This window comes from Stenotrophomonas sp. STK17_22, from assembly GCF_051983905.1.
In the GTDB taxonomy this organism is placed as follows: Bacteria; Pseudomonadota; Gammaproteobacteria; order Xanthomonadales; family Xanthomonadaceae; genus Stenotrophomonas; species Stenotrophomonas maltophilia_A.
In genome coordinates this window covers 2333034-2357795 of the sequence record NZ_CP197010.1, presented here as the reverse complement: position 1 = coordinate 2357795, position 24762 = coordinate 2333034, and the positions used below count along the sequence as shown (strand labels likewise).

Genomic DNA, 24762 nt, shown 5'->3' with positions numbered 1-24762 from the left:
CAGAGCGGTGCGTCGGCGTGCGGCGATCCCGACTGGCATGGCCCGGCGCCAGCCTCAGCGCGCCAGCACGACCTCGCTGGCAGCGTCGGTGCGCCCGGGCGCGGCGTGCTGCTGGCGCAGCCACTGCGCCAGGTCGCGCGGGCTGAGCGGGCGCGAGTACAGGTAGCCCTGGATCTCGTCGCAGCCCTGGCGACGCAGCATGTCTTCTTCCTGATGCGTTTCCACGCCCTCGGCCACCACCTTCATGCCCAGTGCGTGACCCAGGTGCACGATGGCCTGGGTGACTTCGGCGGTGCCAGAGTCATGCAGCATGCCCTGCACGAAACTGCGGTCGATCTTCAGGCGGCCGACCGGGAAGCGGTTGAGATAATTGAGGTTTGAGAAGCCGGTACCAAAGTCATCCACCGCCAGCGGCACGCCGTGCCGTTCCAGCACGTCGAAGCAGTGGCGCAGGATGTCGGTGTCACGGATCAGCGCCGACTCGGTCAGCTCCAGTTCCAGCCTCTGCGGCGGCCAGCCATGGGCATGGCAGATCTCGATCACGCGTTCGGCGAAGCCACGATCACGCAGCTGCACCGCCGACACATTGACCGCGATGCGGTCGAAACACAGGCCGGCCCGGTCCCAGGCGATTGCCTGGCGGCAGGCTTCGTTCAGCACCCAGTCGCCGATGCGCACGATCTCGCCGCACTTCTCTGCAATCGGAATGAACTCGGCCGGGCTGCAGTAGCCGATGCCGGGCCGATGCCAGCGCAGCAGTGCCTCGATCGCCGGTGGCTCACCCTGGTGCGCATGCAGCAGCGGCTGGTAGGCCAGGCTGAACTCTTCGCGTTCGATCGCGCCGTGCAGGGCATGCTCCAACTCGAGCTTGCGCTGGATGCGGGCCAATGCGTCCTGGCTGTAGTACTGGTAGGTGTTGCGCCCCGCTTCCTTGGCCGCGTACATCGCGGCGTCGGCGGCACGCAGCAGTGAATCGAAATCGGTCTGCGCATCGCCCAGCATCGCGATGCCGACGCTGGCACCGACCTTCAACGTGGTCTCGCCACGGCGCAATGGCTCGGCCAGCGAAGCGATCAGCTTCCGCGCCACGTGGCCGGCGTCTTCCGGCTCGGCCAGGTCGCGCAGCACGACGATGAACTCGTCGCCACTGAAGCGGCCGAACAGGTCGTTGTTGCGCAGGTTCTGGTGCAGGCGGGTGGCGGCGGCCTTCAGCAGCGCATCACCGGTGGCATGACCGAAGCTGTCATTGATGGTCTTGAAGCCGTCCAGGTCGATGAACAACATCGCCAGCGAGGTGCCGCGGTCGCGCGCTTCCTCGATGGCTTCGGCGGTCTGTTCGCCGAGCAGCACACGATTGGGCAGGCCGGTGAGCAGATCGTAGTGCGCCAGCAGCTCGATGCGCTCGTTGGCCTCGCGCTCGCGGGTGATGTCACGGAACAGCACCACGAACCGAGGCGGCAGGCCATCACGGCGATCCAGCTCGATCAGCACCTGCACCCACACGCGCAGGCCTGACTGGCGGTAGAAGCACAGGTCCAGCTGTTCGGGCAGCCCGCCGCCGGCAATCCGGACCAACGCGGCATCGAAGGCATTGCGCGAATCCTCGGTGTACAGCGCCAGCGCCTGGTCGAGGGTGATCGGCTCCTTGCGCAGGCCGTGGATGCGGTAGCACTCCTCGGTCCACTGCATATGCCGGGTCTGCACTTCGATCTCGCAACCGCCGATGCGGCCCAGTGCGGAGACACGGTTGAGCAGTTCTGTACGCCAGCGGATCAGTGCATCGGTCTGGTGCTGCTCGGTGATGTTCTGCACCTGGCCAAGCAGGCGCTTGGGCTGGCCATCCATGTCCAGTAGCGGCTGCATCCATAGCCGCAGATGCTGCGACGGTTCGTTGCCCCGGGTCAGTTCCATCTCGATGTTGGCGGCCCGGCCGTCGCGCCACAAGCGCCGCCATGCTGCGCGTAGCGCACCACGCGAGCGCGGATGCAGCTGCTTCAGCCAGCGCCGCTGGCCGGGTACGGCCCCCTGCTCCAACGCCAGCAGCGAACGTAGCTCCGGCGACCACCAGAAATGACCGCTGTTGGGGTCGAACGACCAGCTGCCCATGCTGGCGATGCGCTGGGCCTCGCTCAGGTGCAGCTGCTGTTCCTGAAGCAGCCCTTCCAGCTGCTTCTGTTGTTCGATATCGGTATGCGTGCCGACCATGCGCAGCGGCTGGCCATCGGCGGTGCGCGCGACCACGCGGCCGCGGTCCAGTACCCAACGCCACTGGCCATCGGCCTGGCGGAAACGGAACTGTGCGCTGTACTGCTCGCTCAAGCCACGCAGATGCTCATCCAGTGCAGCCCGCACCTGTGCGATGTCCTCGCTGTGCACGCGGGCCAGAATCTCGGTAGCGGTTTCATCGCCCAGTGCAGGGGTGCGCACCACACGGTCGCTGGGAATGTCCCAGTCCCAGAGGCTGTGCCCGGCGCTGTCCAGCGCCAGCTCCCAGCGCCCACCCCCGCTGAGCGGCACCGGCTCGGGAATGCTCAGCGTGAAGGCCAGCAGGTTGCCGGCGCCATCATGCACCGCGCGCAGGTGGCCGTCGTAGTGGCCATGCGGGCCACCCGGCAGCGTGCAGGCCACGATGCCGCCATCGGCGGCCATCAGGCGCAGATCTTCCAGCATCGGCGCATACGCAGCCACGGTCGCCGGCAGGCCGTGCTCGCGCGCAGCCGGATTGGCCGCCAGCGGGCGGCCCGTGCGGTCGACGATGACCAGCGCCGACGCAAGCGGGTGCTGCAGCAGGCTGGCGATGATCCCTTGGTCCACGCGATCTTGCTCCGGATGACACGCCCGTCAGCGGGGCACGCAGTGGTTAACGGCGCCTGCGGCGGATAATTGAGTGGTCTGGGCGCACCTGCGCGGTAAGATGGCCGGCGCCCCTTTCTTCCGCCCTGTCCATGCCCGCAGAACCGACCGGCAACGCCCCAGTTCCCGACCCGCGGATGGCGCAGGCGCTGAGCCGCGACCGGCGCCGGGTGGTGCTGAGCTACCTGGCGATGGCGCTGGCCTGGATGATCTCCACCGACAGTGCAGTGCAGGCACTGGTGCCCGACCCGCAGCAGGCGGCCTTGTGGCAGGGCCTGAAGGGCTCGTTCTTTGCCCTCGCCAGTGCCGGCCTGCTGTATCTGCTGCTGCGCCCGCTGGCCGAGCATGTGCTGCACACCCATGCACGCCAGCAGGCCTCCGAGCTGCGCCTGCGGCAGATGTTCGAAGGCAACCCCGGCCCGATCCTGGTCTACGATCTGGACACACTGGCGATCCTCGATGCCAATCCGGCGGCCTGTACGGCCTTCGGCTGGGACCGTGACGAACTGCTGGAGCAGACCATCGATTCGCTGTGGCCGCCAGGCCAGGACCAGGCACTGCAGACCAAGCTGGAGGCGATCCGCGAGGCACCGGAGGAACTGTGCATACTGCGTACCCAGCTGCAGCTGCGCGACGGCTCCCTGCGTCAGATGGAACTTCGCTCCAACGCCATCAGCTATGACGGCCACAACGCCCGCCTGCTGATTGCCATCGACCGCACCGCTGAAAACCTGGCCCAGCTGCGCCGTGACCAGGCGCTGGCGCGGGTCGAAGAAGCCCACGAGCTGGCACGCATCGGCGCCTGGGAGCTGGACCCCTCCACGGGACTTGGCCGCTATTCGAACCAGGTCTATCGCCTGCTCGGTCGCCGCCCGCCCGAGGCGCGGCGCTGGCATCGCTTCGACGAACTGCTGGTGCCGGCCGACCCGGCCACCGCCACCCAGACCGAACAGCTGCTGGCCGAGCTCTGCTCCGGCGATCCCGTGCAGGTGGACGTGCTGTTGCCGTTGCTGTCGATGGATGGGCGCGCCTTGATGGTGCATCTGCGTGCGGCCAGCGGCATCGACGAGGCCGGCCGCAACCGCGTGCTGGGCACCCTGCAGGACGTGACGGAGCGCGAGCAGTCGCGACGCCTGCTGCGCGAGCGCGAGGAACAGTTCCGCGAGCTGGTACGGGTACTGCCCGACGGCGTGGTCATCCTCTCCGACGAACACGTGCTGTACGCCAACGCCTGGGCCGCCAGCCTGTTCGGCTATGGCAGCCACACCCTGCTGGGCGAGCCCCTGTCAGCACTGGTGGACAGCGCCGATCTGGCCCGCGTGCGCAGCCAATTGCGTGCAGGCCAGCCACACCTGGGGCCCGGTCACAGCAGCGTGGTGGCGATGCAGCGCGCGGATGGCCGCAGCTTCCATGCCGGCCTGGCGGTGGGCGAAGTGCGTTATGGCGGACGCGACTGCAAGCTGCTGATCGTGCGCGACCTGAGCGATTCCGAGCGCACCCGCAGTGCACTGGAAACCAGCAACCGTGAACTGCAGGCGATGGCCGGCCGCCTGTTCTCGCTGCAGGAGGATGAGCGCCGCGCGATCTCGCGCGACCTGCACGACGATATCGGCCAGGCGATCACCGCAATCAAGCTGTCGGCGCATGCGGCGCAGGATGAGGACGATCCGAAGCGCCGTGGCGAAGATCTGGCGCAGATCGTCAGCCTGGCAGACACCACCGTGGCCAAGCTGCGCGACATCTCCACGCTGCTGCGCCCGCCGCAGCTGGATGCCCTGGGCCTGGAGGCCGCACTGAGCTGGCAGGCACGGGTGCTGTTCCGTTCCTCGCCGGTGGAACTGCTGGCCGAGATCGAACCGCTGCCGCACCGCCCCGACAACAGCATCGAGCAGGCCTGCTTCCGCATCGCGCAGGAGAGCCTGACCAATGCCCTGCGCCATGCCCGCGCCAGCCAGGTACAGCTGCAGCTGCGCGATGTCGGCCAGCGCGGCCTGCACCTGCAGATCCGTGATGATGGCGAGGGCTTCGACCCGGACGGTCCGCGCGGGCTGGGCCTGATCGTGATGCGTGAGCGTGCGCAGAGCGTCGGTGGCCATGTGCGGATCGAATCCGCACACGGCGAAGGCACCCTGATCGACGTACACCTCCCCTACCAGGCGGCCAGCATGGCCGCCGTTGAGTCACCGGACTACTGAGCCTATGTGGAATCCCAACCAGCCCCCGGTCAGCATCGATGATGCGCCTGACCGCCTTGGCGCCGGCAACCCCGAGCTGCAGGCGATGGTCGCCGAGGCGGCCTCGGGCGGCACCGCACTGATGTTGATGCACGTGGACATCGACCACTTCGCCTCGGTCAACGAAAACATGAGCGCCGAGGTGGGTGACCAGGCCCTGGTGCTGGTGGCGCAGCGGTTGCAGTCCTACCTGCGTGGTCGCGGCAAGCTGTGGCGCCACGGCAGCGATGAGTTCCTGATCGCAGTGCCACGCACCGCCGACGTGCCATTGCCGGAGGACTTCGCAGAGGAGATCCGCCAGCAGATGGAACTTCCACTGTCGGTGTTGCCGTACACCTTGTTCATGACCGGCAAGCTGGGCGTCAGCCTGTGTCCGGACCATGCCAGCAGCACCTCGCGCCTGCTCGATCATGCCGAGGATGCGCTGTACCAGGCGGCCCGCGAAGGCGGCAACGCGGTGCGCATCCACGCCGTGGATACGCCACCGAGCGCGCACAGCGAAAGCATCATCGCCCGCCAGATCGTGGACGCCATTCCCAACGGAGAACTGAAACTGCGTTACCAGCCGCTGGTCAGCGCCCGCGATGGCCACGTGGTCGGCATGGAAGCGCTGCTGCGCTGGCAGTCGCCGACGCTGGGCATGCTGGTGCCGGAGCGCTTCATGCGCACCGCCGAGCGGCTGGGCATCATCGTGCAGATCGGCACCTGGGTGCTGGAAGGCGCACTGAAGCAGGCCCGCCTGTGGCGCGACCAGGGCTTCGACGACTTCACCATCGCGGTGAATGTCTCCACCCTGCAGCTGCTGCGGCCCAACTTCTTCGCTGAAGTCATGGGCCTGATCCAGGCCGCGGGCGTGCCGGCACAGATGCTGACGCTGGAGATCAACGAAAGCGCGCTGACCAACAACGTCAACTTCGTGCACGAGACGCTGGCCAATCTGCGCAACGAAGGCATCAGCCTGAGCCTGGACAATTTCGGCACCGGCGATTCCAGCCTGAGTGCACTGGTCCGCTACCCGGTGGACAAGCTGAAGATCGATCGCAGCTTCATCAAGAGCGCACCGGCCGGCAACCGTGAGGCGGCCATCGCCCGCGCGATCATCGCCATGGGCCATCAGCTGGGCATGACCGTGATCGCCAACGGTGTGGAATCGCAGGCCCAGCTGGGCTTCCTGCGCCGCAACGACTGCGATGTGTTCCAGGGCTATCTGTTCGGCGAACCGATGTCGGCCGATGCCGCCGGCATGACCCTGCGCCGCCGCTACCTGCGTCCGGAAGCCTTTGCCGAGACCCGTCCGGACCGCACGCTGCTGCTGCTGGACGACGAAGAGAACGTACTGCGCTCGCTGGTGCGTCTGTTTCGTCGCGACGGCTACCGCATCCTGGCCGCCGGCAACGTGCGCGATGCGTTCGACCTGCTGGCAATCAATGACGTGCAGGTGATCCTGTCCGACCAGCGCATGAGCGACATGAGCGGCACCGAGTTCCTGGGCCGGGTGAAGATGCTGTACCCGGACACGATCCGCCTGGTGCTGTCCGGTTACACCGATCTGAACACCGTGACCGACGCGATCAACCGCGGTGCGATCTATCGCTTCCTGACCAAGCCGTGGAACGACGACGAGCTGCGCAAGCACATCCACCAGGCGTTCCGCACCTATGAGGAACAGCGCCGCAGCAACGCCGGTCCGGCGCCGGTGGAAAGCGGAGATGGCGGTGAGGATCGCCCATTGCGGTAACGATCCCCTCTGGTAGCGCCGGCCGCTGGCCGGCTGCTCTGGATGTCGGGTTCAATGAGGTTGCCGGCCAGCGACCGGCACTACCCGAAGCGCGAACCCGGTCGGGGACAAGCCCTGGTAGAGCCGGCCGCTGGCCGGCTGCTCTCGATGCCCAGTTCAATGAGGTTGCCGGCCAGCGGCCGGCACTACCCGAAGCGCGAATCCAGGTCGGGGACAAGCCCTGGTAGAGCCGGCCGCTGGCCGGCTGCTCTGGATGTCGGGTTCAATGAGGTTGCCGGCCAGCGACCGGCACTACCCGAAGCGCGAACCCGGTCGGGGACAAGCCCTGGTAGAGCCGGCCGCTGGCCGGCTGCTCTCGATGCCCAGTTCAATGAGGTTGCCGGCCAGCGGCCGGCACTACCCTGAGCAGTCAGCGCGGCTGCTTCACCGGCAGCACCACGCGGAAACGCGAACCCACGCCCGGGGTGCTGTCCAGGTCGATGCGGCCGTGGTGCTTGTTGATGATGCTGTAGGAGATCGACAGGCCCAGGCCGGTACCGCTGCCCACCGGCTTGGTGGTGAAGAACGGATCGAAGATGCGCTGGCGCAGTTCCGGCGAGATGCCACCGCCGGTGTCTTCAAACTCGACCCACACGTGATCGCCATCGACGCCGGTACGCACCGTGATCGTGCCGCGCTCGGCGATGGCGTGGCCGGCGTTGAGCAGCAGGTTCATGTAGACCTGGTTCAATTCCGACGGCAGGCACTCCACCAACGGCAACTGGCCGAACTCCCGCACCAGGGTGACCTTGTACTTCAGCTCGTTCCAGATGATGTTGATGGTCGATTCCAGGCCCGCGTGCAGGTCGACCAGCTTCCACGACTCGTCTCGGCCGGAATACGAGAAGTCCTTCAGATCACGCACGATGCGCGTCACCCGCTCGATGCCTTCGCGCGACTCGGCCATCAGCTGCGGCAGGTCGCGGCTGATGAAATCGATGTCCAGGCGGTCACGGATATCGTCGATCTCCGGGATCAGCGCCTTCGGGTCCGGCGCCCGCAATGCGCGCTCGTAGGCTTCGATCACGGTGAACAGGCTGCGCAGGTACTCCTGCAGGCTGCCCAGGTTGGAGTGCACGTAGCCGATCGGGTTGTTGATCTCGTGCGCGACGCCTGCGGCGAGCTGGCCGATCGAGGCCATTTTCTCCGACTGCAGCAGTTTTTCCTGGGTACCGTTGAGGCGCAGGTAGGCCTGCCGCAGCTCTGCATGACGCTGCTGCAATTCGCGTTCGTAGTCTTCCTGGCCTTCGATATGGCGGAACAACGCCAGGAAGTGTCCCTGGCCGACCGGGCCGTGGTGATACAGATGGGCGATGACCACGCCCTCGCCCAGCGGCAGGCTGCCGTTCCAGTGACCATGCTGGCGCGCCTGCTCCAATGCATCAGGCGGCAGCAGTTCACGCAGGCGCTGCGGCGGCGGCAGACCGCCGCCCTCACCGCTGGCCAGCAGGTTCTGCGCGGCCGGGTTGGCCAAGGCCACCTGCCCGTCTTCGGTGAACAGCAGCAGCCCTTCGCGCAGGCGCTCAAGCAGCGCCTGCAGCACCGGCTGCGGCGGAAGGGGGGCGGTAACCAGGGCGTTGGCAGCGGACACGGCGACTCGGGGCATTCGAACAGGCGCCCAATATACGCGGTCGTGCGGCGGGCTTCAGCCCGCGGGGGTGGGATGTGCGACCGCCGTCGCGTCAGGCGATGGCGAGTGGGCGCCGCGCAGTGACCGTATGCGACTGGCCCTTGGCATCATAGGAGGAGGAGGCCTCGGTACGCCCGAGCTGGCGCAGCGCCCAATCGACCTCGCGGCGCCGGCGCGACAGCAGCACGCCATTGGCTCGGTTGCGTTCGGCCAGTTCCTGGAGGTGATCCCCCTCACCAAGCGGCGGCGTGCCTTCCAGTGCACGCAGCGCCTCCAGCTTGGCACCGGTCGCCCGGATCAGCGCGTGTACGTCATGATCGACCAGCGCCTGACGTTCAACGTCAAGCGCCTGGGCCAGCCGCTGCAGTTGTTCGCTCATCGGCGCGGTCATCCGTGCAGCTGCTGATCCAGCTCAAGCATGCGCGATGCGATCGCGTCCGGATTGATCTTGTAGGTGCCGTTCTGCAGCGACTCGCGCACTGCGGCCACACGCTGGGCGTCGATTGCCGGGGCGGTGGTCAGCTCACGCTCGATGGCCTGCAGATTGGTGGCCTCGCCGGTCAGGCGTAGGCTGTCGGCCGCTTCGACCGGGCGCGTCGCCGCATCCGTGCTGACGCCGGGCTTGTTGGCCGGGGTCGTCACGCTGCGCAGTGCCTGGGGGACCTGCAGGTTGCCGTCGATTTTCTGGCTCATGGGGTGTCCTGGAATTGCCGTTCACAAGGGATAACGGCCGCAGGGCCGTGATCTTTAGGGATATTTTGCGGTAAATCAACGCGCCACGATTACGTCACCGGCGGCATCGACCGTGCCCTGCACGATCCGCCGCGAGGACAGGTTCTCCACCGAGACCCGTTCGTTTTCACCGGCATCGCCCATCGCACGGCCTGCAATACGGACCTCGACCGAGCCGCGACGCGAAACCAGGGCCACACTGTCTCCTCGCTTGATGAGACGCTGCACCACCAGATCGTTGTTCGACAGCAGGGCTCCGGCCTGCAACGGACGGCGGGCGATGCGGCCGATCGCTGCATTCGGATCGGCCAGCACCGCACCGGCAATCCGGGCGGCATCACGCTGGGCAGTGGTGATATCGGCGGCGGTGAGGGTTTCTCCAGTACCGATTCCGCGGTTGAGCACCAGCACGGTCTGGTTGCGCCGCACCTTTACTGGCACGAACAGGCGCCACCCGCCGGCATCCGGGCAGCTGACTTCAACCGTGGTGTTGGCGGTGGGCTGCACCTGTAGCGCGCCACCACACCTGGGCAAGCGCAGCGCATCGGCCACCTGGGCCTCGCCCTCGCTGCCGGCCGGCAGCGTCGACAACGCGGCGGTGCGGATACTGGCCACCGGCTGCCAGTCGGCGGCAACCGCCCACGGCGAGGCCAGGGCCAGCGCGATGGCGAAGAGCGATGTGACCCGGCGCATGGCGCCTCCTGTCGATGGGATCTGGCCCAGGTCCGTGCAAGGGGTGTGCCAGAGGGGCTTGTGTAGAGTCGAGATCCTATGTTCGTGGTCAAGCCTGCTGGAAGCAGGCTTGACCCACCTTCAGCATGGCCGGATCGAAGTCCCGGCCGCTTTTGAAGACACCCCAGGCGATCCTGGCCAGCTTTCTGGCCAGGATGTTGAAGACGGCGGTGCTGGGGTGACCGCGTTTTGACAGCTCGTCGTAGAGCGGTTGCCCCTGGCGACACCGCTTGAGCCCCATGGCGGCCATGTAGAGCATCTGGCGCAGCACTGGCGCGCCCTGTTTGGACAGCCGACGCCGTCCCGTTCTGCCGCCAGACTCGTTGGGCCGGGGATCCAGGCCCGTGCAGGCGATCCACGCGTTGGCGTTGGCCAACGGCCAGCGCGTCATGTAGTAGATCAGGTGAGCGGCGACGGCGGGGCCGATACCAGGGATGGTCAACAGGCGCTTGTAGAGCGTGCCATGCTCTCCATCGCGACCCAAGCGCTGCAGTTCGCTTTCCAGCTCGGACAGCGTCCCAGCCAGAGCGCAGAACAGATCTGACAGCTCCCCGGGGGCACTTTTGCTTACCCCGAAGGATTGCTCCAGGCGCGCGCGTGTCTTTACCAGCGTCTGCCGCTTGCGCAGCAAATCGTGCATCTGCTGCTGCTCATCGGTACGCGGTACGTATTCACGCAGGCGATCGTTCTCCTTCTTCACGTACCGGGCGATCGCTTCGGCGTCCATGGCGTCCGTCTTGCCACGCGAGCCCGTCGCCCGGCCGTAGTGCTTGATCAGACGTGGATTGATCACATAGACAACGTGGCCTGCCTGGCCAGCCATCCGAGCCAACAACTCGTAGTATCGCCCCGTCGCCTCCATGCCAATCCGGCATCGCTGGGGCAAGGTGTTGAGCCACTGGGCTATGCCGGCCCGGGTGTTGGCGATCCTGTCGCCGGCCTTGCGGTCGGCCACTGCCGGTACGAACTCCTTGGAGTCCACGTCCACGCCAATATCGAGAGAATCAGACATTTGTACGGCTCCCAGCTATCTTTAAGGGGCTGGGGTGGTACCGCACCGACGTTAGCTTGCCTACATCGACGATCCCCTTTGGGGGCCGTACGATCCTTTATCGACGTTCGTGTGCGGGATGGGGATCGCTCGACTCGTCTGTCGGCTAGTATCCGCAGATGCATGCTTGACGGTCCCTCCACCCTGGCTCCTACATACCTCGTAGGAGCCGGGAGGAACATACAAGCTTGCTCGACTGCTTCGTGACCAGTCGAGCAAGCTCGACTCTACAGAGGCAGGGTCGAGCATGGCGCGACTCTACAAAAGCGCTCAAGTTCGGCGCCCACCCCGCCGATACAGCAGCCATGTCCCATGACCTGCTCAACCGGATCGACCAGCGGACCCGACTGGCCGGCCACAATCGCCTGGCGCTGCTGCTGTTCCGCCTCGGCGGACGTCAGCTTTTTGGCGTCAATGTCTTCAAGGTGCAGGAAGTCCTGCGCCGCCCGGAGCTGTTCCAGGTGCCCGGACTGCCCAGCCAGTTCGCCGGTGTGGCCGACGTCCGTGGCCGCTCGGTGCCGGTGCTGGACCTGGGCCTGGCCATCGGCCACCCCGAGCGTGAGCCCGATGCGGACACTTCGCCCGGCTACCTGGTCGTGACCGAGTTCAACCGCTCGATCCAGGGCTTCCTGGTCAGCGGCGTGGAGCGCATCGTCAACATCGCGGTGGAAGACATCCACCCGCCACCGGAACTGGGCGCCGAATCGAGCTATCTGACGGCGGTGACGCGCTTCCAGGGCGAGTTGATCCAGGTGATCGACGTTGAAAGCGTGCTGGCCGATATCGCCCAGGTACGCGGTGAAGCAGTACTCGACCCGGCGATGGCAATGCCCGCCGACGGCCCGCAGCTGCAGGTGCTGGTGGTGGACGACTCTCGTGTAGCCCGCCAACAGATCCGCAGCGTGCTGGACCAGCTTGGGGTGGGCGCCACCCTGCTTTCCGACGGCAAGCAGGCGCTGGACCACTTGCTGCAGATCCAGGCCTCGGGCGAGAACCCCGCCGAGCGCTACGCCATGGTCATCTCGGACATCGAAATGCCGGCCATGGACGGCTATACGCTGACGACGGAAATCCGGCGCCATCCGGGCCTGGCCGGCCTTTACGTCCTGCTTCATACCTCGCTGTCGGGCGTATTCAACAATGCGATGGTCGAGCGCGTCGGCGCCAACGCCTTCGTCGCCAAGTACTCGCCGCACGAACTGGCCGACTTCGTGCTGGACCGCCTGCGCAAGGTCGCGATGGCGGCCTGAGGCCTCTGATCCGGTAGTGCCGGCCGCTGGCCGGCAACCACAGACAATCCGGGAAGCCGGCCAGCGACCGGCACCACCCTCTCGAATCTGGCACACCCCTTGCAGCTTCCCGGGCAACGTTCCTGTGGGAGTGCACCGTGCGCAACCTGATTACCGACTACCTGGGCGTCCACGCCCAGGCCATGCCGTTGCGCGAACAGCGGATGAAGCTGATCGCCAGCAACCTCGGCAATGCCGACACTCCCGGCTACAAGGCCCAGGATCTGGACTTCGATGCCGCCCTGCGCCACGCCCAGGGGCAGGATGCCAATGGCCTGATGGCCACCACCCACGAGCAGCACTACGAGATCAGTAGTGGCCTGAACCCGTTCCAGATCGCGCGCGAAGGCGTGCAGCCCAGCCTGGACGGCAACACCGTCGATCCCGATGCCGAGCGTGCCGCCTATGGCCGCGCCGCACTCGAATACCGCGCCTCGCTCAGCTTCGTCGAGAGCAAGGTGCGTTCCATGCTGACCGCGATCACGGGGCAATAAGCCATGAGCAACCTGCCGATCTTCGATATCGCCGGCTCCGCGCTGCAGGCGCAGTCGGTGCGCATGAGCACCATCGCCTCCAACCTCTCCAACGCCGACACCGTCGCCGGTTCCGCCGATGCCGTGTACAAGCCGCTGGAACCGATCTTCCAGGCAGTGACCAGCAAGAACGATCCGAACATCACGTCGGTGAAGGTCAAGGAGATCACCCAGAGCGAGGCAGCGCCGATCAAGCGCTACGAGCCCGGCCATCCGCTGGCCGACGGCGATGGCTACATCTACCAGCCCGACGTCGATCCGGTGGCGCAGATGGTCAACCTGATCTCGACTTCGCGCAATTACCAGGCTGGCGTGGAGATGCTGACCACCGCCAAGGAACTGGCCCTGGCGACCTTGACCATGGGCCGCTGAGGCCCGTAGCACCGGATACCACCATGACCACCGCCGTCAACAACCAGACCAACCAGGACGTCTACGCCGCGCTCGGCCTGAACGCCCCGAACAGCAATGCCACCAAGAAGAAGAACACGCTGGACCAGGCCGATTTCCTGCGCCTGATGACCGAGCAGCTGCAGCACCAGGATCCGCTGAAGCCGATGGACAACACGCAGATGGTTGCGCAGATGGCGCAGATGTCCACCGTGCAGGGCATCACCGATCTGAACAAGACGGTGAAGGGTTTCCAGGAATCGATGGCCAGCGACCAGGTGCTGCGCGGTGCCGCTCTGGTTGGCCACCAGGTACTGGTGCCGTCGGAAAAGCTGGTACTGGAAAAGGAAGGCAGCGTCGAAGGCACGGTGGCTGCGCCCTCGGCCGGCATCGTGACCGTCGACATCACCGATGCCAACGGCACCAAGATCACCTCGCTGAGCGTAGAAGCCAAGGCCGCTGGCGAAACCGCGTTTCAGTGGGACGGCAAGGACGCCAACGGCAAGCGCATGGAACCGGGCAAGTACTCCATCGTCGCCAACCACGTCGACACCGCCGGCAAGAGCACCAAGCTGTCCACCTTCGTGCAGGCCCCGGTGGAGAGCGTGACCGTCGGCTCCGACGGCCTGTACCTGAATCTCAAGGGCCTGGGCACGGCCCCGATCGACTACGTGCTCCGCGTCAGCTGAGCCGCACATTCCGCATCTACCAGGAGCATCCCATGGGCTTCAACGTCTCCCTGTCCGGCATCAATGCCGCCAATACCGACCTGAGCGTCACCGCCAACAACGTCGCCAACGTCAATACCGCCGGCTTCAAGCAATCACGCGCCGAGTTCGCTGACCTGTTCGCCTCCACCAGCTACGGCCTGTCGAAGAACCAGACCGGCTCGGGCGTGCGTGTTTCCAACGTGGCCCAACAGTTCATCCAGGGCCACAACGAGCAGACCGGCCGCAGCCTGGACATGGCGATCTCCGGTGAGGGCTTCTTCACCATGAACATGAACGGCTCGCGCGTGTACTCGCGTGCCGGCAACTTCCAGACAGATTCCGCCGGCTATGTGATCAACCCGCAGGGCGCTCGCCTGCAGGTGTTCGCGCCGAACGCCGATGGCACCAACTTCGATGCCGGCCGCCTGGTGGACCTGCAGCTGCTGACTACCGACAGCGCGCCGAAGCAGACCAGCGAAGTGAAGGTCGGTTTCACCCTGCCCGCCAACGCCAAGCAACCGACGGTCACCAATTTCGACCCAACCGACTCCAACAGCTACAATCACTCCAGCGGCGGCATCACCGTGTACGACTCGCTGGGCGTCAGCCATATCCAGGTCTCGTACTTCGTGAAGGGCGCAAATCCAAACGAGTGGACCGTTCACAACTATGTGGACGGCCAACCGGCCGGTACCCCGACCGCGGTCGCCTTCGACAACAGCGGCAAGCTGATCAATCCGGCCAACGGCAAGGTCAGCCTCGGCACCTTCACCCCGACCACCGGCGCGGGCCAGCTGAACATGACGCTGGATATCAGCGGCTCGACCCAGTACGGCGAGAAGTTCGCGCTGCGCAACACCCAGCAGGACGGCTATGCCGCCGGCAAGCTCAACGAGATCACCGTGTCGGAAACCGGCGTGGTCTACGCCCGATATTCCAATGGCGACGACAAGCCGCTGGGCCAGGTCGCACTGACCACGTTCAACAACACGCAGGGTCTGGAGCAGAAGGGCAACAACCTGTGGGTGGAGACCTTCGAATCGGGCACGCCGCGCACCGGCATGCCGGACACCTCCAACCTCGGCAAGATCCAGGCCGGTTCGCTGGAAGCGTCCACCGTCGACCTCACCGAGCAGCTGGTCAACATGATCACCGCGCAGCGCAACTTCCAGGCCAACGCGCAGATGATCACCACGCAGGACCAGATCACCCAGACCGTCATCAACATCCGTTGATGACCTGCTGACCCCGTCACGGAACTCCCCGCATGGATAAAGCCCTTTACGTGGCGATGACCGGTGCCCGCGCCTCCCTGCAGGCGCAGGGTACGCTCAGCCACAACCTCGCCAACTCCGACACCCCCGGCTTCAAGGAAGCGCTGGCCAACACCGAAGCCTTCCCGATCCGTGGCCCGGGCTTTGCCTCGCGGGTGGATGCGCTGCATGTCGACGCCGGATTCAACCGCACGCCCGGTTCGCAGCACATCACCGGCAAACCGCTGGACCTGTCCCTGCAGACCGGCACCTGGCTGGCCGTGCAGTCCAGTGACGGCAGCGAGGCGTACACGCGCGGCGCAGCGTTGTCGGTGACGCCGAACGGCCAGCTGGTGACCTCCAGCGGCCGCCCGGTACTGGATGACAACAACAACCCGATCGCCATTCCGCCCTATCAGGCGATGGAGATCGGTGCCGACGGCACGCTCTCGATCATCCCGCAGGGCGAAGGTCCGCAGACCATGGCGCAGATCGGTCGCATCAAAGTGGTACAGGCACCGGATGAACGCCTGGAGCGTGGCCTCGATGGCCTGTTCCGCAACACCGACCCGCTACAGCCGTTCGCACCGGCACAGGGCACGGCCGTGCACAGCGGCCAGCTGGAAGGCAGCAACGTGGATGCCGCTGGCGCGCTGGTGCAGATGATCCAGCTGCAGCGCCAGTACGAAATGCAGGTGCAGGTGATCAAGCACGGCGACGAAAACGCGCGCAGCGCCAACAGCATGCTGCGCCTGGGCAGCTGACGGAATTCCGGCGCCGGTTGATGCCGGCGCTGGCACACCGCTTGCACACCCGCATACAAGGGCCGCACCGCGCGGCCGGCTTCAGCAGACAGGACATCGAAGATGAACCAGGCATTGTGGATCGCGAAAACCGGACTGGATGCGCAGCAGATGCGCATGTCGGTGGTTTCCAACAACCTCGCCAACACCAACACCACCGGCTTCAAGCAGGACCGTGCCAGTTTTGAAGACCTGCTGTACCAGCAGGTACGGCAGCCCGGCGGCTCCTCGTCGGCGCAGACGCAGCTGCCCACCGGCCTGCAGCTGGGTACCGGCGTGCGCGTGGTCGCCACAGCCAAGAACTTTGAACAGGGTGGCCAGCAGCAGACCGGCCGCGCCCTGGACGTGATGGTCAATGGCCGCGGCTTCTTCGAAGTTCAGATGCCTGATGGCAGCTCGGCCTACACCCGTGATGGCTCGTTCAAGATCAACCAGGACAGCGAGCTGGTCACCAACAGCGGCTACCCGGTGCAGCCGGGCATCCAGATTCCCGAAGGCGCGCAGTCGGTGACCATCGGCACCGATGGCACCATCAGCGTGAAGATGGCCGACGGCGCCGCCTCGGTGGAAGTCGGCGCACTGACCCTGACCGACTTCGTCAATCCCGCTGGCCTGCAGGCACGTGGCGAGAACCTGTTCCTGGAGACCACTGCGTCCGGCCCGGCACAGAACGGCAACCCCGGCCTCAACGGCCTCGGCACTGTGGTGCAGGGCGCGCTGGAAGGCAGCAACGTCAACGTGGTGGAAGAGCTGGTGTCGATGATCGAAACCCAGCGCGCCTACGAGATGAACGCCAAGGCGATCTCCACCACCGACTCGATGCTCGGTTATCTCAACAACAAGCTCTGACCGGCCAAACCGGGAAACCGCCATGTCGCCCATTTCCAACTTCGCCCGCACTGCCCTCGCCTGCGCCGTGGCCGCCCTGCTCGGTGGCTGCGTGATCGCGGGCGACGTGCGCCCCTACCCGACGATGGCACCGATCCAGCCGATCATGCCGCCGCAGGCACAGCCGACCGCCGGCGCGATCTACGCTGCCGGCCCGACCCTGCAGCTGTATTCGGACCGGCGCGCGCGCGATGTTGGCGACCTGTTGACCATCACCCTGCTGGAAAACACCACCGCGCAGACCAGCGCCAACACGGCCACCAACAAGGAATCGAACCTGAGCCTGGGAACGCCGTCCATTCTCGGTGCTCCGGTCACCCTCGGCGGCAAGGACATCCTGAGTGCCACGGCCAAGGGCGCGCGTGACTTCACCGGCAAGGGCAACAGCGCGCAGAGCAACCGCCTGCAGGGCAGCGTCACCGTCACCGTGGTGCAGCGCCTGCCCAACGGCAACCTGGTGGTGCAGGGTCAGAAGAACCTGCGCCTGAACCAGGGCGATGAACTGGTGCAGGTGCAGGGCATCGTGCGCCCGGGCGACATCAGCCAGGACAACACCATTCCGTCCAGCCGCGTGGCCGAGGCCCGCATCGTCTACGGCGGCCGCGGTCCCGTCGCGCAGTCCAACGCGATGGGCTGGCTGAGCCGCTTCTTCAACTCCGGCCTGACGCCGTTCTGAGTATGGCCATGAAACTCTTCTCCTCTTCTTCCTGGCAGCGACGCATGGCGTCGTTCGTTGCGCTGATGCTGCTGGTCGTGGCTGCCCCGGCCAGCGCCGAGCGCATCAAGGACCTGGCCCAGGTCGGCGGCGTGCGCGGCAATGCGCTGGTGGGTTATGGCCTGGTGGTCGGCCTGGATGGCAGCGGCGACCGCACCAGCCAGGCACCCTTCACCGTGCAGAGCCTGAAGAACCTGCTCGGCGAACTGGGCGTCAACGTGCCGCCGAACGTCAACCCGCAGCTGAAGAACGTGGCCGCCGTGGCGATCCACGCCGAACTGCCGCCGTTCGCCAAGCCGGGCCAGCCGATCGACATCACCGTGTCCTCGATCGGCAACGCGGTCTCGCTGCGCGGCGGTTCGCTGCTGATGGCGCCGCTGCGCGGTGCTGACGGCCAGATCTATGCCATCGCCCAGGGCAACCTGATCGTCGGCGGCTTTGGTGCGCAGGGCAAGGATGGTTCCCGTGTCTCGGTGAACGTGCCCAGCGTCGGCCGCATTCCCAACGGTGCCACCGTTGAACGCGCCCTGCCCGACCCGCTGGCCAACGGCGGCGACATCACCCTGAATCTGCACAACAACGACTTCACCACGGTCTCGCGCATGGTTGCCGCGCTCAACAACGCCTTCGGCGAAGGTGCCGCGCGTGCGGTCGACGGCGTGACCGTAGCGGTTACCGCGCCGACCGATCCGGGCGCACGCATCGGCCTGCTGGCGCGAATCGAGAACCTGGAACTGACCCCCGGCAGCGCCCCGGCCAAGGTGGTGGTCAATTCGCGTACCGGCACCGTGGTCATCGGCCAGCAGGTGCGCGTGGGACCTGCGGCGATCTCGCATGGTTCGCTGACCGTGACCATCCAGGAAAACACCAACGTCAGCCAGCCCAATGCGCTGTCCGGCGGCCGCACCGTGGCCAGCCCGCAGTCGACCATCACCGCCACCAACGACGGCAGCCGCATGTTCAAGTTCAGCGGCGGCACCACCCTGGACGAGATCGTGCACGCAGTGAACGCCGTGGGCGCAGCACCAGGCGATCTCATCGCGATCCTGGAAGCCCTGAAGCAGGCCGGCGCACTGAGTGCCGAGCTCGAGGTGATCTGATATGCGTATCAATCCCGCATTCGATCTGCACCCGGCGCAACAGAACGATCCGGCCAAGATCGACAAGGTCGCGCGCCAGCTGGAAGGCCAGTTCGCACAGATGCTGGTCAAGAGCATGCGTGACGCCAGCTTCGGCGACTCGCTGTTCCCCGGCGAAAACAAGATGTTCCGCGAGATGTACGACCAGAAGATTGCCGAGGCAATGACCCGCGGCAAGGGCCTGGGCCTGTCGGGCATGATCAGCCGGCAGCTGTCCGGCCAGGCCGCCGACGGCCCGGCGCTGGATACCCGCGTGGACCCGGCCAAGGCCAGTCGTGCCTACCAGCTCAATGCACCGGCCAAGCCGGCACCGTCGCTGCCGCTGGAAGACGGCAGCCAGGCCGTGCGCCTGCTGCAGCAGATGGCCGCCGGTGCACAGCACGGTGCGCAGGCGGCGGTCGCACCGATGGAACAGGCCCTGGACCTGATCGCCGGCCGCGAGAGCAGCAGCATGCACCGCTCGTTGGGCACCGAGGATCCGTACATCGGCAGCCTGCAGGGCGAGGACTGGGCCGCCAACAGCGACCAGTGGTCGGCCACCGTCAGCAACCGCGGCACCGCGATCAGTCCGGCCGATGCGATGGCTACCCGCACCGCCGTCGCCCAGCTGGGCGAGCACACCCCGGAAGGCTTCGTTGCCAGCATCTGGCAGCACGCGCAGAGTGCAGCCAAGGAACTGGGCGTGGATGCCCGCGCCCTGGTCGCCCAGGCGGCGCTGGAAACCGGCTGGGGCAAGCGCCACATCAAGCATGCCGACGGCAGCACTTCGCACAACCTGTTCGGCATCAAGGCCAATGGCTGGAACGGCCAGCGCGCCGTGGCCGGCACGCACGAATATGTCGATGGCGTGCGCCGCAACGAGACCGCCAGCTTCCGCGCCTACAGTTCGCCGGCCGAGAGCTTCGCCGACTACGTGCGCCTGCTGAAGACCAGCCCGCGTTACCAGCAGGCCCTGCAGGCCGGCACCGACGTGCAGGGCTTCGCCCGCGGCCTGCAGCGCGCCGGCTACGCCACCGATCCGCGTTACGCGGCCAAGATCGCCGCGATCGCCGGCGGCCCGACCATCGAGCGCGCCGTCAGTGCCGTGGCCGATGCCGGCTCGCGCCTTGGCCAGACCTTCGCCAGCACCGCAACCGCGGCGCTGGGTATCACTCGTCGTTGAGGAACCCCATGTCCAGCGTACTTTCCACCGGTACTGGTGCCCTGCTCGCCTTCCAGCGTGCGTTGGCGACCACCAGCCACAACGTCGCCAACATCAACACCCCTGGCTACAGCCGGCAGAAGGTCGACTTCGCCACGTCTGATCCGCAGAACTACGGCTTTGGGGACGTTGGCAGCGGCACCCGCATCACCGATATCCGCCGTGCTGCCGACCAGCTGGCCATCTCGCGCCTGCTCGACAGCAGCGGCGAGCTGGCACGCCTGAAGCAGCTTTCGGGCATGGCCGACCGGGTGAATGCCCTGTTCTCGGACCCGGCCACGAATGTCGCCGGCTCCTGGTCCAACTTCTTCGACGCCGTCAGTGGCCTTTCGTCCAACGCGGCCGGCACGGCCGACCGGCAGAGCCTGCTCGATGGCGGCAAGGCCCTGGCGAGCCGCTTCGTGCAGCTCAACACGCAGATGAACAACCTGAGCAGCGAGGTCAACAACGGGCTCATTGCCGGCGCCACGGAAGTCAATCGCCTGGCGCAGGAGATTGCGCAGATCAACGGCGCCATTGGCAGCAACGTGGCCAACGCGGCGCCGGACCTGCTCGACCGTCGCGACCAGCTGATCTCGCAGCTGATCGGTTACACCGGTGGCACTGCCGTCGTCCAGGATGGCGGCGTGATGAACGTCTATACCGCAGGCGGCAATGCGCTGGTGGTGGGCACGACCGCGTCCAAGGTCACTACGGTGACCGATCCATACCAGCCCGAACGCCTGCAACTGGCGCTGGAAACCCAGGGCAACACGATCACGCTCGATCCCAAGGCAGTGGGCGGAAAGATCGGCGGCATGCTCGAGTTCCGCGATACCGTGCTGACACCGGCCCAGGCCGAACTGGGCAAGCTCGCCGTCGGCCTGGCCGAGAGCTTCAACCAGGCGCACCACCAGGGCGTGGACCTGTACGGCAAGATGGGCGGCGACTTCTTCACCATCGGCAACCCACGCGTCACGCCCAACGCGAGCAATACCGGTACCGGCAGCCTCACTGCGACCTATGGTGACCTGTCCAAGCTGGAGGCACAGAACATCGTCCTCAAGTTCGACGGCACCCAGTGGCAGGCCACCCGCGCCGACACTGGCGCCACCGTTGCGTTGACCGGTACCGGCACGACCGCCGATCCGCTGGTGATCAATGGCGTCAAGCTGGTGGTCGGCGGCACCCCGGCCACCAACGACCGTTTCCTCCTGCAGCCGACCGCGGGCGTCGCCGGAAGCCTGGAAACCGCCATCACCGATCCCTCCCACATCGCCGCAGCGGCAGCGGTCAAGGGTACGGCTGCACTGGCCAACACCGGCACCGGGAAGCTGACCGGAGTCACCGTCAGCGATGTATCCAATCCGAACCTGCGCGATCCTGCCTCAATCGTGTTCACGTCGGCGACCACCTACACCATCAACGGTGGGCCGCCGCAGACCTACACACCGGGCCAGACCATCAGCGCCAATGGCTGGAGCTTCGTGCTGGACGGTGCACCGAAGGTCGGCGACACCTTCAATATCAGCCCTACTCCGGCAGGCTCGTCGGACAACAGCAACGCGGCAAAGCTGGCCAAGGTCGAGGACGCCAAGGCGTTCAACGGCGGCACCGTCACCCTCAACGGTGCGCTGGGGGGGTTGACCACGCAGGTCGGCGCGGCGGCACGTTCGGCCGAGTACTCGCTGGACGCGCAGCAGGTCATCACGGACAAGGCGCAGGCAGCCCGAGACGAGATCTCCGGCGTCAACCTGGATGAGGAAGCAGCCGACATGCTGCGGTTGCAGCAGGCCTATCAGGCCGCCTCACAGCTGATCTCCACCGCCGACAACATGTTCCAGACCATCCTGGGAGCCGTCCGTCGATGAGCAGCCGAATTTCCACCGGGATGATGTTCAACCAGTCCGTGTCGCTGATGCTCGCCAAGCAGTCGAAAATCAGCCACCTCGAGCAGCAGATCGCGACTGGCAGCAAGATCACCTCCGCCAAGGACGACCCGGTCGCTGCAGGTACGGCCGTTGGCCTGGACCGTGTCGTGGCCGGGCTCGAGCAGCTCGGCAAGAACGCCAACAGCGTGCAGAACCGCCTGGGCCTGCAGGAAAACGCCTTGGCTCAGGTCAATGAGCTCATGTCGCGCGCCGTGGAGTTGAGTATCCAGGCCAACAGTCCGGTGCCCAAGGCCAGTGACCTCAAGGCCATCGTCAGCGAGCTGAAGACCATCCAGGAAAGCCTGCTGTCGCTGGCCAATTCCAGGGATGGCAGCGGACGCTACCTGTTCGGTGGCAGCAACGACGCTGACGCCCCGTTCCAGCGAAGCGGCGGCACCGTGACCTACAGCGGTGACCAGAACCAGCGGCAGGTGGAGGTGGCACCGGGCCAACTGGTCTCCGACGCCCTGCCCGGCAGCGAGATCTTCATGCGCATCCCCACCGGCGATGGCCGTGTGGATGCCAGCGCGGCCGCCGGCAACACCGGCAGTGGCCTGTTGACCTCAGTCAGCCGTGACGGCAGCGGCAGCTGGGCCGGCGGCACGCTCAATGTCCGCTTCACCGGCACTGCCGAAGGTGCCTATGAGGTGGTTGATGGCACCGGCACGGTGGTCGGCAGCGGAACCCACAAACCCGGCGAGGACATTGTCGTTGCCGGCGTGCGCATGCGCATCGAGGGCAAGCCAGCCGCCGGTGATCAGTTCAACGTCAGCGACGCGGGTAGCCGCGACATCTTCTCCACCCTGGACAAACTGGTCGCCGCACTGGAAACCGACCCGTCCACCGAAAGCCAGCGCACGGCGCTGCAGAACACGCTGCAGTCCAGCATACGCGACCTCAACAGGGCCTCGGAAACGATGATCGACGCCCGCGCCAAGGGCGGCGCCCAGCTGGCCGCCATCGATACCGCGGCCAGCGCCCGCGAAGCCACTGCCGTCACCGTCAAGAGCACGCTCTCGACGATGCGCGACCTCGATTACGCCGATGCCATCGGCCAATACAAGCTGGAGACCGCCGCCCTTCAAGCCGCCCAGACGATCTTCAGCCAGATGCAGGCGATGTCCCTGTTCAACAAGATCCGCTAGTCCCTTTCCCCGTTCCATCCGTCTTCCAGCACGGCGCGTCCCGCGCCTTCCACACCGAAACAACCGAGCAACCACGGAGAAGCACCATGGCACAGATCATCAACACCAACACCATGTCGCTGAATGCTCAGCGCAACCTGTCCACCAGCAGCAGCTCGCTGGCCACCTCGATCCAGCGCCTGTCCTCGGGCATGCGCATCAACAGTGCCAAGGACGACGCCGCCGGTCTGGCGATCTCCGAGCGTTTCACCACCCAGATCCGTGGCATCAACCAGGCCGCGCGCAACGCCAACGACGGCATCTCGCTGGCACAGACCGCTGAAGGCGCACTGGGCGAAGTTGGCAACAACCTGCAGCGCATCCGCGAACTGGCCGTTCAGGCCCGCAGTGCAACCAACTCGGCCTCGGACCGCCAGGCGCTGAACGCCGAAGTGCAGCTGCTGAAGCAGGAAATCCAGCGTGTTGCCGAGCAGACCAACTTCAACGGCACCAGCCTGCTGGACGGCAGCTTCACCAACCAGGCCTTCCAGATCGGCGCCGACCAGGGCCAGACCATCAACATCTCGCAGATCACCAATGCGAATGTGCACAAGCTGGGCAGCTGGACGAGTGCTTCGACGAACGCGTCAGCACAGGGCGTCACGCCCGATGGCGGTGCCATCAAAGCTGTCAAGTCCGAATCCGGCGCTGCAGGTACCTTTGCACCCGTGGCCGCTGGCACTGCCTACAAGCTCACCGTTGCCGGCGTCACGATTGTTGACGAAGCTACTGACGCTGTTGCCGCCGCTGACGTTGATGCGAAGTTGACCGAGAAAGCAGATGAACTGAAGAAAGCTGGCATCACCGTCACCGGCTCAGCAGTTGGCGCTGACCTCAAGTTCAGCAAGGCGGATGGTTCCAACCTGGTCATCACCCAGACCGGTGGTGGCTTCCCCGGCCCGATTGCCGGAACCTTCACTGGCACCGAAGCCAAGGCAGCCAGCTATGCCAAGACCAGCTTCACCATCACCGGCACGGTGAACGGTGCGCCGGGCCAGCCCGTCACCATTGATCTGGACAACGCCAAGACCGCCGCAGAGCGTGCGACGCAAATGGTCAACGCGATCAACGCCAAGACCCACGAAACCGGTGTAAGTGCCTCTCTCGTGGATGGAACACTGCAGCTCACGTCGAAGGACGCGAACTTCACCGTCGGCGCAATTGGCACCGACCAGGCCGCAGCCAAGACTGCATTGGCGCAGCAGACCGGCCTGACCGCAGGCACTACCTCAAACTTTGCGGCTGGCGTTGCGCAAGTTGGCTTCGCCGAACTGGATATCTCCAACCAGGCCAACGCCGACAACGCCATCCTCGCCATGGATGCGGCACTGCAGTCCGTCAATTCCGCCCGCGCCGACCTCGGCGCGATCCAGAACCGCTTCACCTCGACCATCGCCAACCTGAACACCAATTCGGAGAACCTGTCCGCAGCACGCAGCCGCATCCGCGACGTTGACTACGCACAGGAAACCGCCGAGCTGACCCGTGGCCAGATCCTGCAGCAGGCTGGCACGGCCATGCTGGCCCAGGCCAACCAGGTACCGCAGAACGTACTGCGCCTGCTGCAGTCGTAATACCTGCACCACTCGAGCTGGAGCCGGGCCCCGCCATGCAGATGGCGGGGCCTTTTCGTTTGACCAGAGAAAAAAGGATCGAAACTCCGCTAAAGGCCGGAGGGGTAGTGCCGTTATTGATTTCAGCAGCGGTAGCACACCCCTTGGGGGGAAGCCAGCCACTG

At 65.9% G+C, this 24762-nt stretch carries 21 protein-coding genes; 15 read left to right on the top strand and 6 right to left on the bottom strand.

Annotated elements, in window-relative coordinates:
- Window positions 1–54: 54 nt before the first annotated feature.
- Window positions 55–2814, bottom strand: a complete 2760-nt coding sequence (locus tag ACSYS9_RS10945; protein WP_071229600.1) for a bifunctional diguanylate cyclase/phosphodiesterase — start codon at window positions 2812–2814, stop codon at window positions 55–57.
- A gap of 131 nt (window positions 2815–2945) precedes the next feature.
- Between ACSYS9_RS10945 and ACSYS9_RS10940 the strand changes: the two genes are divergently transcribed.
- Both ACSYS9_RS10940 and ACSYS9_RS10935 read left to right on the top strand, forming a co-directional pair.
- Complete coding sequence (locus ACSYS9_RS10940) at window positions 2946–5048, top strand: sensor histidine kinase (protein WP_071229601.1); 2103 nt, start codon at window positions 2946–2948, stop codon at window positions 5046–5048.
- Between the two features lie 4 nt (window positions 5049–5052).
- Window positions 5053–6825 (top strand): EAL domain-containing protein, encoded by a 1773-nt coding sequence (locus tag ACSYS9_RS10935; RefSeq protein WP_032127372.1) that lies wholly within the window; start codon window positions 5053–5055, stop codon window positions 6823–6825.
- 409 nt (window positions 6826–7234) lie between these two features.
- Here ACSYS9_RS10935 and ACSYS9_RS10930 read toward each other — a convergent pair whose 3' ends face one another.
- From ACSYS9_RS10930 to ACSYS9_RS10910, 5 genes are all read right to left on the bottom strand, one after another.
- Window positions 7235–8455, bottom strand: coding sequence for an ATP-binding protein (locus tag ACSYS9_RS10930; protein WP_019337422.1), 1221 nt, complete (start codon window positions 8453–8455; stop codon window positions 7235–7237).
- 91 nt (window positions 8456–8546) lie between these two features.
- Window positions 8547–8885 (bottom strand): flagella protein, encoded by a 339-nt coding sequence (locus ACSYS9_RS10925; protein WP_049399388.1) that lies wholly within the window; start codon window positions 8883–8885, stop codon window positions 8547–8549.
- Window positions 8882–9187, bottom strand: a complete 306-nt coding sequence (flgM, locus tag ACSYS9_RS10920; protein ID WP_049421929.1) for a flagellar biosynthesis anti-sigma factor FlgM — start codon at window positions 9185–9187, stop codon at window positions 8882–8884. The genes ACSYS9_RS10925 and flgM overlap by 4 nt, the downstream gene beginning before the upstream one ends.
- Before the next feature lie 75 nt (window positions 9188–9262).
- Window positions 9263–9919 carry a flagellar basal body P-ring formation chaperone FlgA gene (gene flgA, locus ACSYS9_RS10915; RefSeq protein WP_071229602.1) on the bottom strand — a complete coding sequence of 219 codons (657 nt, stop codon included), beginning with the start codon at window positions 9917–9919 and terminating at the stop codon, window positions 9263–9265.
- Window positions 9920–10007: 88 nt separating this feature from the next.
- Window positions 10008–10970, bottom strand: coding sequence for an IS110 family transposase (locus ACSYS9_RS10910; RefSeq protein WP_132809226.1), 963 nt, complete (start codon window positions 10968–10970; stop codon window positions 10008–10010).
- Window positions 10971–11314: 344 nt separating this feature from the next.
- On the opposite strand from ACSYS9_RS10910, the gene ACSYS9_RS10905 reads away from it, so the two are divergent.
- The 13 genes from ACSYS9_RS10905 to ACSYS9_RS10845 all read left to right on the top strand — a co-directional run bounded on the left by ACSYS9_RS10905 (window position 11315) and on the right by ACSYS9_RS10845 (window position 24598).
- Complete coding sequence (locus ACSYS9_RS10905) at window positions 11315–12259, top strand: chemotaxis protein (RefSeq protein ID WP_032127374.1); 945 nt, start codon at window positions 11315–11317, stop codon at window positions 12257–12259.
- Between the two features lie 137 nt (window positions 12260–12396).
- Window positions 12397–12792 (top strand): flagellar basal body rod protein FlgB, encoded by a 396-nt coding sequence (flgB, locus tag ACSYS9_RS10900; RefSeq protein ID WP_005409576.1) that lies wholly within the window; start codon window positions 12397–12399, stop codon window positions 12790–12792.
- 3 nt (window positions 12793–12795) lie between these two features.
- Window positions 12796–13203: a flagellar basal body rod protein FlgC gene (gene flgC / locus ACSYS9_RS10895; protein ID WP_010485892.1), complete on the top strand. Its 408-nt coding sequence runs from the start codon at window positions 12796–12798 to the stop codon at window positions 13201–13203.
- A gap of 23 nt (window positions 13204–13226) precedes the next feature.
- The gene (locus ACSYS9_RS10890) at window positions 13227–13910 is read left to right on the top strand and encodes a flagellar hook assembly protein FlgD (RefSeq protein WP_071229188.1); all 684 of its coding nucleotides are present in this window, start codon (window positions 13227–13229) and stop codon (window positions 13908–13910) included.
- 32 nt (window positions 13911–13942) lie between these two features.
- Window positions 13943–15166, top strand: a complete 1224-nt coding sequence (gene flgE, locus ACSYS9_RS10885) for a flagellar hook protein FlgE (protein ID WP_071229189.1) — start codon at window positions 13943–13945, stop codon at window positions 15164–15166.
- A gap of 32 nt (window positions 15167–15198) precedes the next feature.
- On the top strand, window positions 15199–15948 hold the full coding sequence (locus tag ACSYS9_RS10880) for a flagellar basal body rod protein FlgF (RefSeq protein ID WP_032127377.1): 750 nt from the start codon (window positions 15199–15201) through the stop codon (window positions 15946–15948).
- Between the two features lie 102 nt (window positions 15949–16050).
- Entirely contained in the window at window positions 16051–16836 is a 786-nt protein-coding gene (gene flgG, locus ACSYS9_RS10875; RefSeq protein ID WP_005409571.1) for a flagellar basal-body rod protein FlgG, read from the top strand.
- A gap of 22 nt (window positions 16837–16858) precedes the next feature.
- Complete coding sequence (gene flgH, locus ACSYS9_RS10870) at window positions 16859–17551, top strand: flagellar basal body L-ring protein FlgH (protein WP_010485899.1); 693 nt, start codon at window positions 16859–16861, stop codon at window positions 17549–17551.
- Between the two features lie 2 nt (window positions 17552–17553).
- Window positions 17554–18690 (top strand): flagellar basal body P-ring protein FlgI, encoded by a 1137-nt coding sequence (locus ACSYS9_RS10865; protein WP_049421917.1) that lies wholly within the window; start codon window positions 17554–17556, stop codon window positions 18688–18690.
- A gap of 1 nt (window position 18691) precedes the next feature.
- Window positions 18692–19891: a flagellar assembly peptidoglycan hydrolase FlgJ gene (flgJ, locus tag ACSYS9_RS10860; RefSeq protein WP_071229190.1), complete on the top strand. Its 1200-nt coding sequence runs from the start codon at window positions 18692–18694 to the stop codon at window positions 19889–19891.
- Between the two features lie 8 nt (window positions 19892–19899).
- Window positions 19900–21780 (top strand): flagellar hook-associated protein FlgK, encoded by a 1881-nt coding sequence (gene flgK, locus ACSYS9_RS10855; protein WP_071229191.1) that lies wholly within the window; start codon window positions 19900–19902, stop codon window positions 21778–21780.
- Window positions 21777–22985 carry a flagellar hook-associated protein FlgL gene (flgL, locus tag ACSYS9_RS10850; protein ID WP_071229192.1) on the top strand — a complete coding sequence of 403 codons (1209 nt, stop codon included), beginning with the start codon at window positions 21777–21779 and terminating at the stop codon, window positions 22983–22985. Before flgK ends, flgL begins: the two co-directional genes overlap by 4 nt.
- An 86-nt stretch (window positions 22986–23071) precedes the next feature.
- Window positions 23072–24598, top strand: coding sequence for a flagellin N-terminal helical domain-containing protein (locus ACSYS9_RS10845; RefSeq protein WP_071229193.1), 1527 nt, complete (start codon window positions 23072–23074; stop codon window positions 24596–24598).
- Window positions 24599–24762: the final 164 nt, after the last annotated feature.

Excerpts from the sequence above, each read along its gene's own strand:
- ACSYS9_RS10940 (WP_071229601.1), top strand. The coding sequence starts at position 2,946 with ATGCCCGCAGAACCGACCGGCAACGCCCCAGTTCCCGACCCGCGGATG.
- ACSYS9_RS10935 (WP_032127372.1), top strand. The coding sequence starts at position 5,053 with ATGTGGAATCCCAACCAGCCCCCGGTCAGCATCGATGATGCGCCTGAC.
- ACSYS9_RS10925 (WP_049399388.1), bottom strand. The coding sequence starts at position 8,885 with ATGACCGCGCCGATGAGCGAACAACTGCAGCGGCTGGCCCAGGCGCTT.
- flgM (WP_049421929.1), bottom strand. The coding sequence starts at position 9,187 with ATGAGCCAGAAAATCGACGGCAACCTGCAGGTCCCCCAGGCACTGCGC.
- flgA (WP_071229602.1), bottom strand. The coding sequence starts at position 9,919 with ATGCGCCGGGTCACATCGCTCTTCGCCATCGCGCTGGCCCTGGCCTCG.
- ACSYS9_RS10910 (WP_132809226.1), bottom strand. The coding sequence starts at position 10,970 with ATGTCTGATTCTCTCGATATTGGCGTGGACGTGGACTCCAAGGAGTTC.
- ACSYS9_RS10905 (WP_032127374.1), top strand. The coding sequence starts at position 11,315 with ATGTCCCATGACCTGCTCAACCGGATCGACCAGCGGACCCGACTGGCC.
- flgC (WP_010485892.1), top strand. The coding sequence starts at position 12,796 with ATGAGCAACCTGCCGATCTTCGATATCGCCGGCTCCGCGCTGCAGGCG.
- ACSYS9_RS10890 (WP_071229188.1), top strand. The coding sequence starts at position 13,227 with ATGACCACCGCCGTCAACAACCAGACCAACCAGGACGTCTACGCCGCG.
- flgE (WP_071229189.1), top strand. The coding sequence starts at position 13,943 with ATGGGCTTCAACGTCTCCCTGTCCGGCATCAATGCCGCCAATACCGAC.
- ACSYS9_RS10880 (WP_032127377.1), top strand. The coding sequence starts at position 15,199 with ATGGATAAAGCCCTTTACGTGGCGATGACCGGTGCCCGCGCCTCCCTG.
- flgG (WP_005409571.1), top strand. The coding sequence starts at position 16,051 with ATGAACCAGGCATTGTGGATCGCGAAAACCGGACTGGATGCGCAGCAG.
- flgH (WP_010485899.1), top strand. The coding sequence starts at position 16,859 with ATGTCGCCCATTTCCAACTTCGCCCGCACTGCCCTCGCCTGCGCCGTG.
- ACSYS9_RS10865 (WP_049421917.1), top strand. The coding sequence starts at position 17,554 with ATGGCCATGAAACTCTTCTCCTCTTCTTCCTGGCAGCGACGCATGGCG.
- flgJ (WP_071229190.1), top strand. The coding sequence starts at position 18,692 with ATGCGTATCAATCCCGCATTCGATCTGCACCCGGCGCAACAGAACGAT.
- flgK (WP_071229191.1), top strand. The coding sequence starts at position 19,900 with ATGTCCAGCGTACTTTCCACCGGTACTGGTGCCCTGCTCGCCTTCCAG.
- flgL (WP_071229192.1), top strand. The coding sequence starts at position 21,777 with ATGAGCAGCCGAATTTCCACCGGGATGATGTTCAACCAGTCCGTGTCG.
- ACSYS9_RS10845 (WP_071229193.1), top strand. The coding sequence starts at position 23,072 with ATGGCACAGATCATCAACACCAACACCATGTCGCTGAATGCTCAGCGC.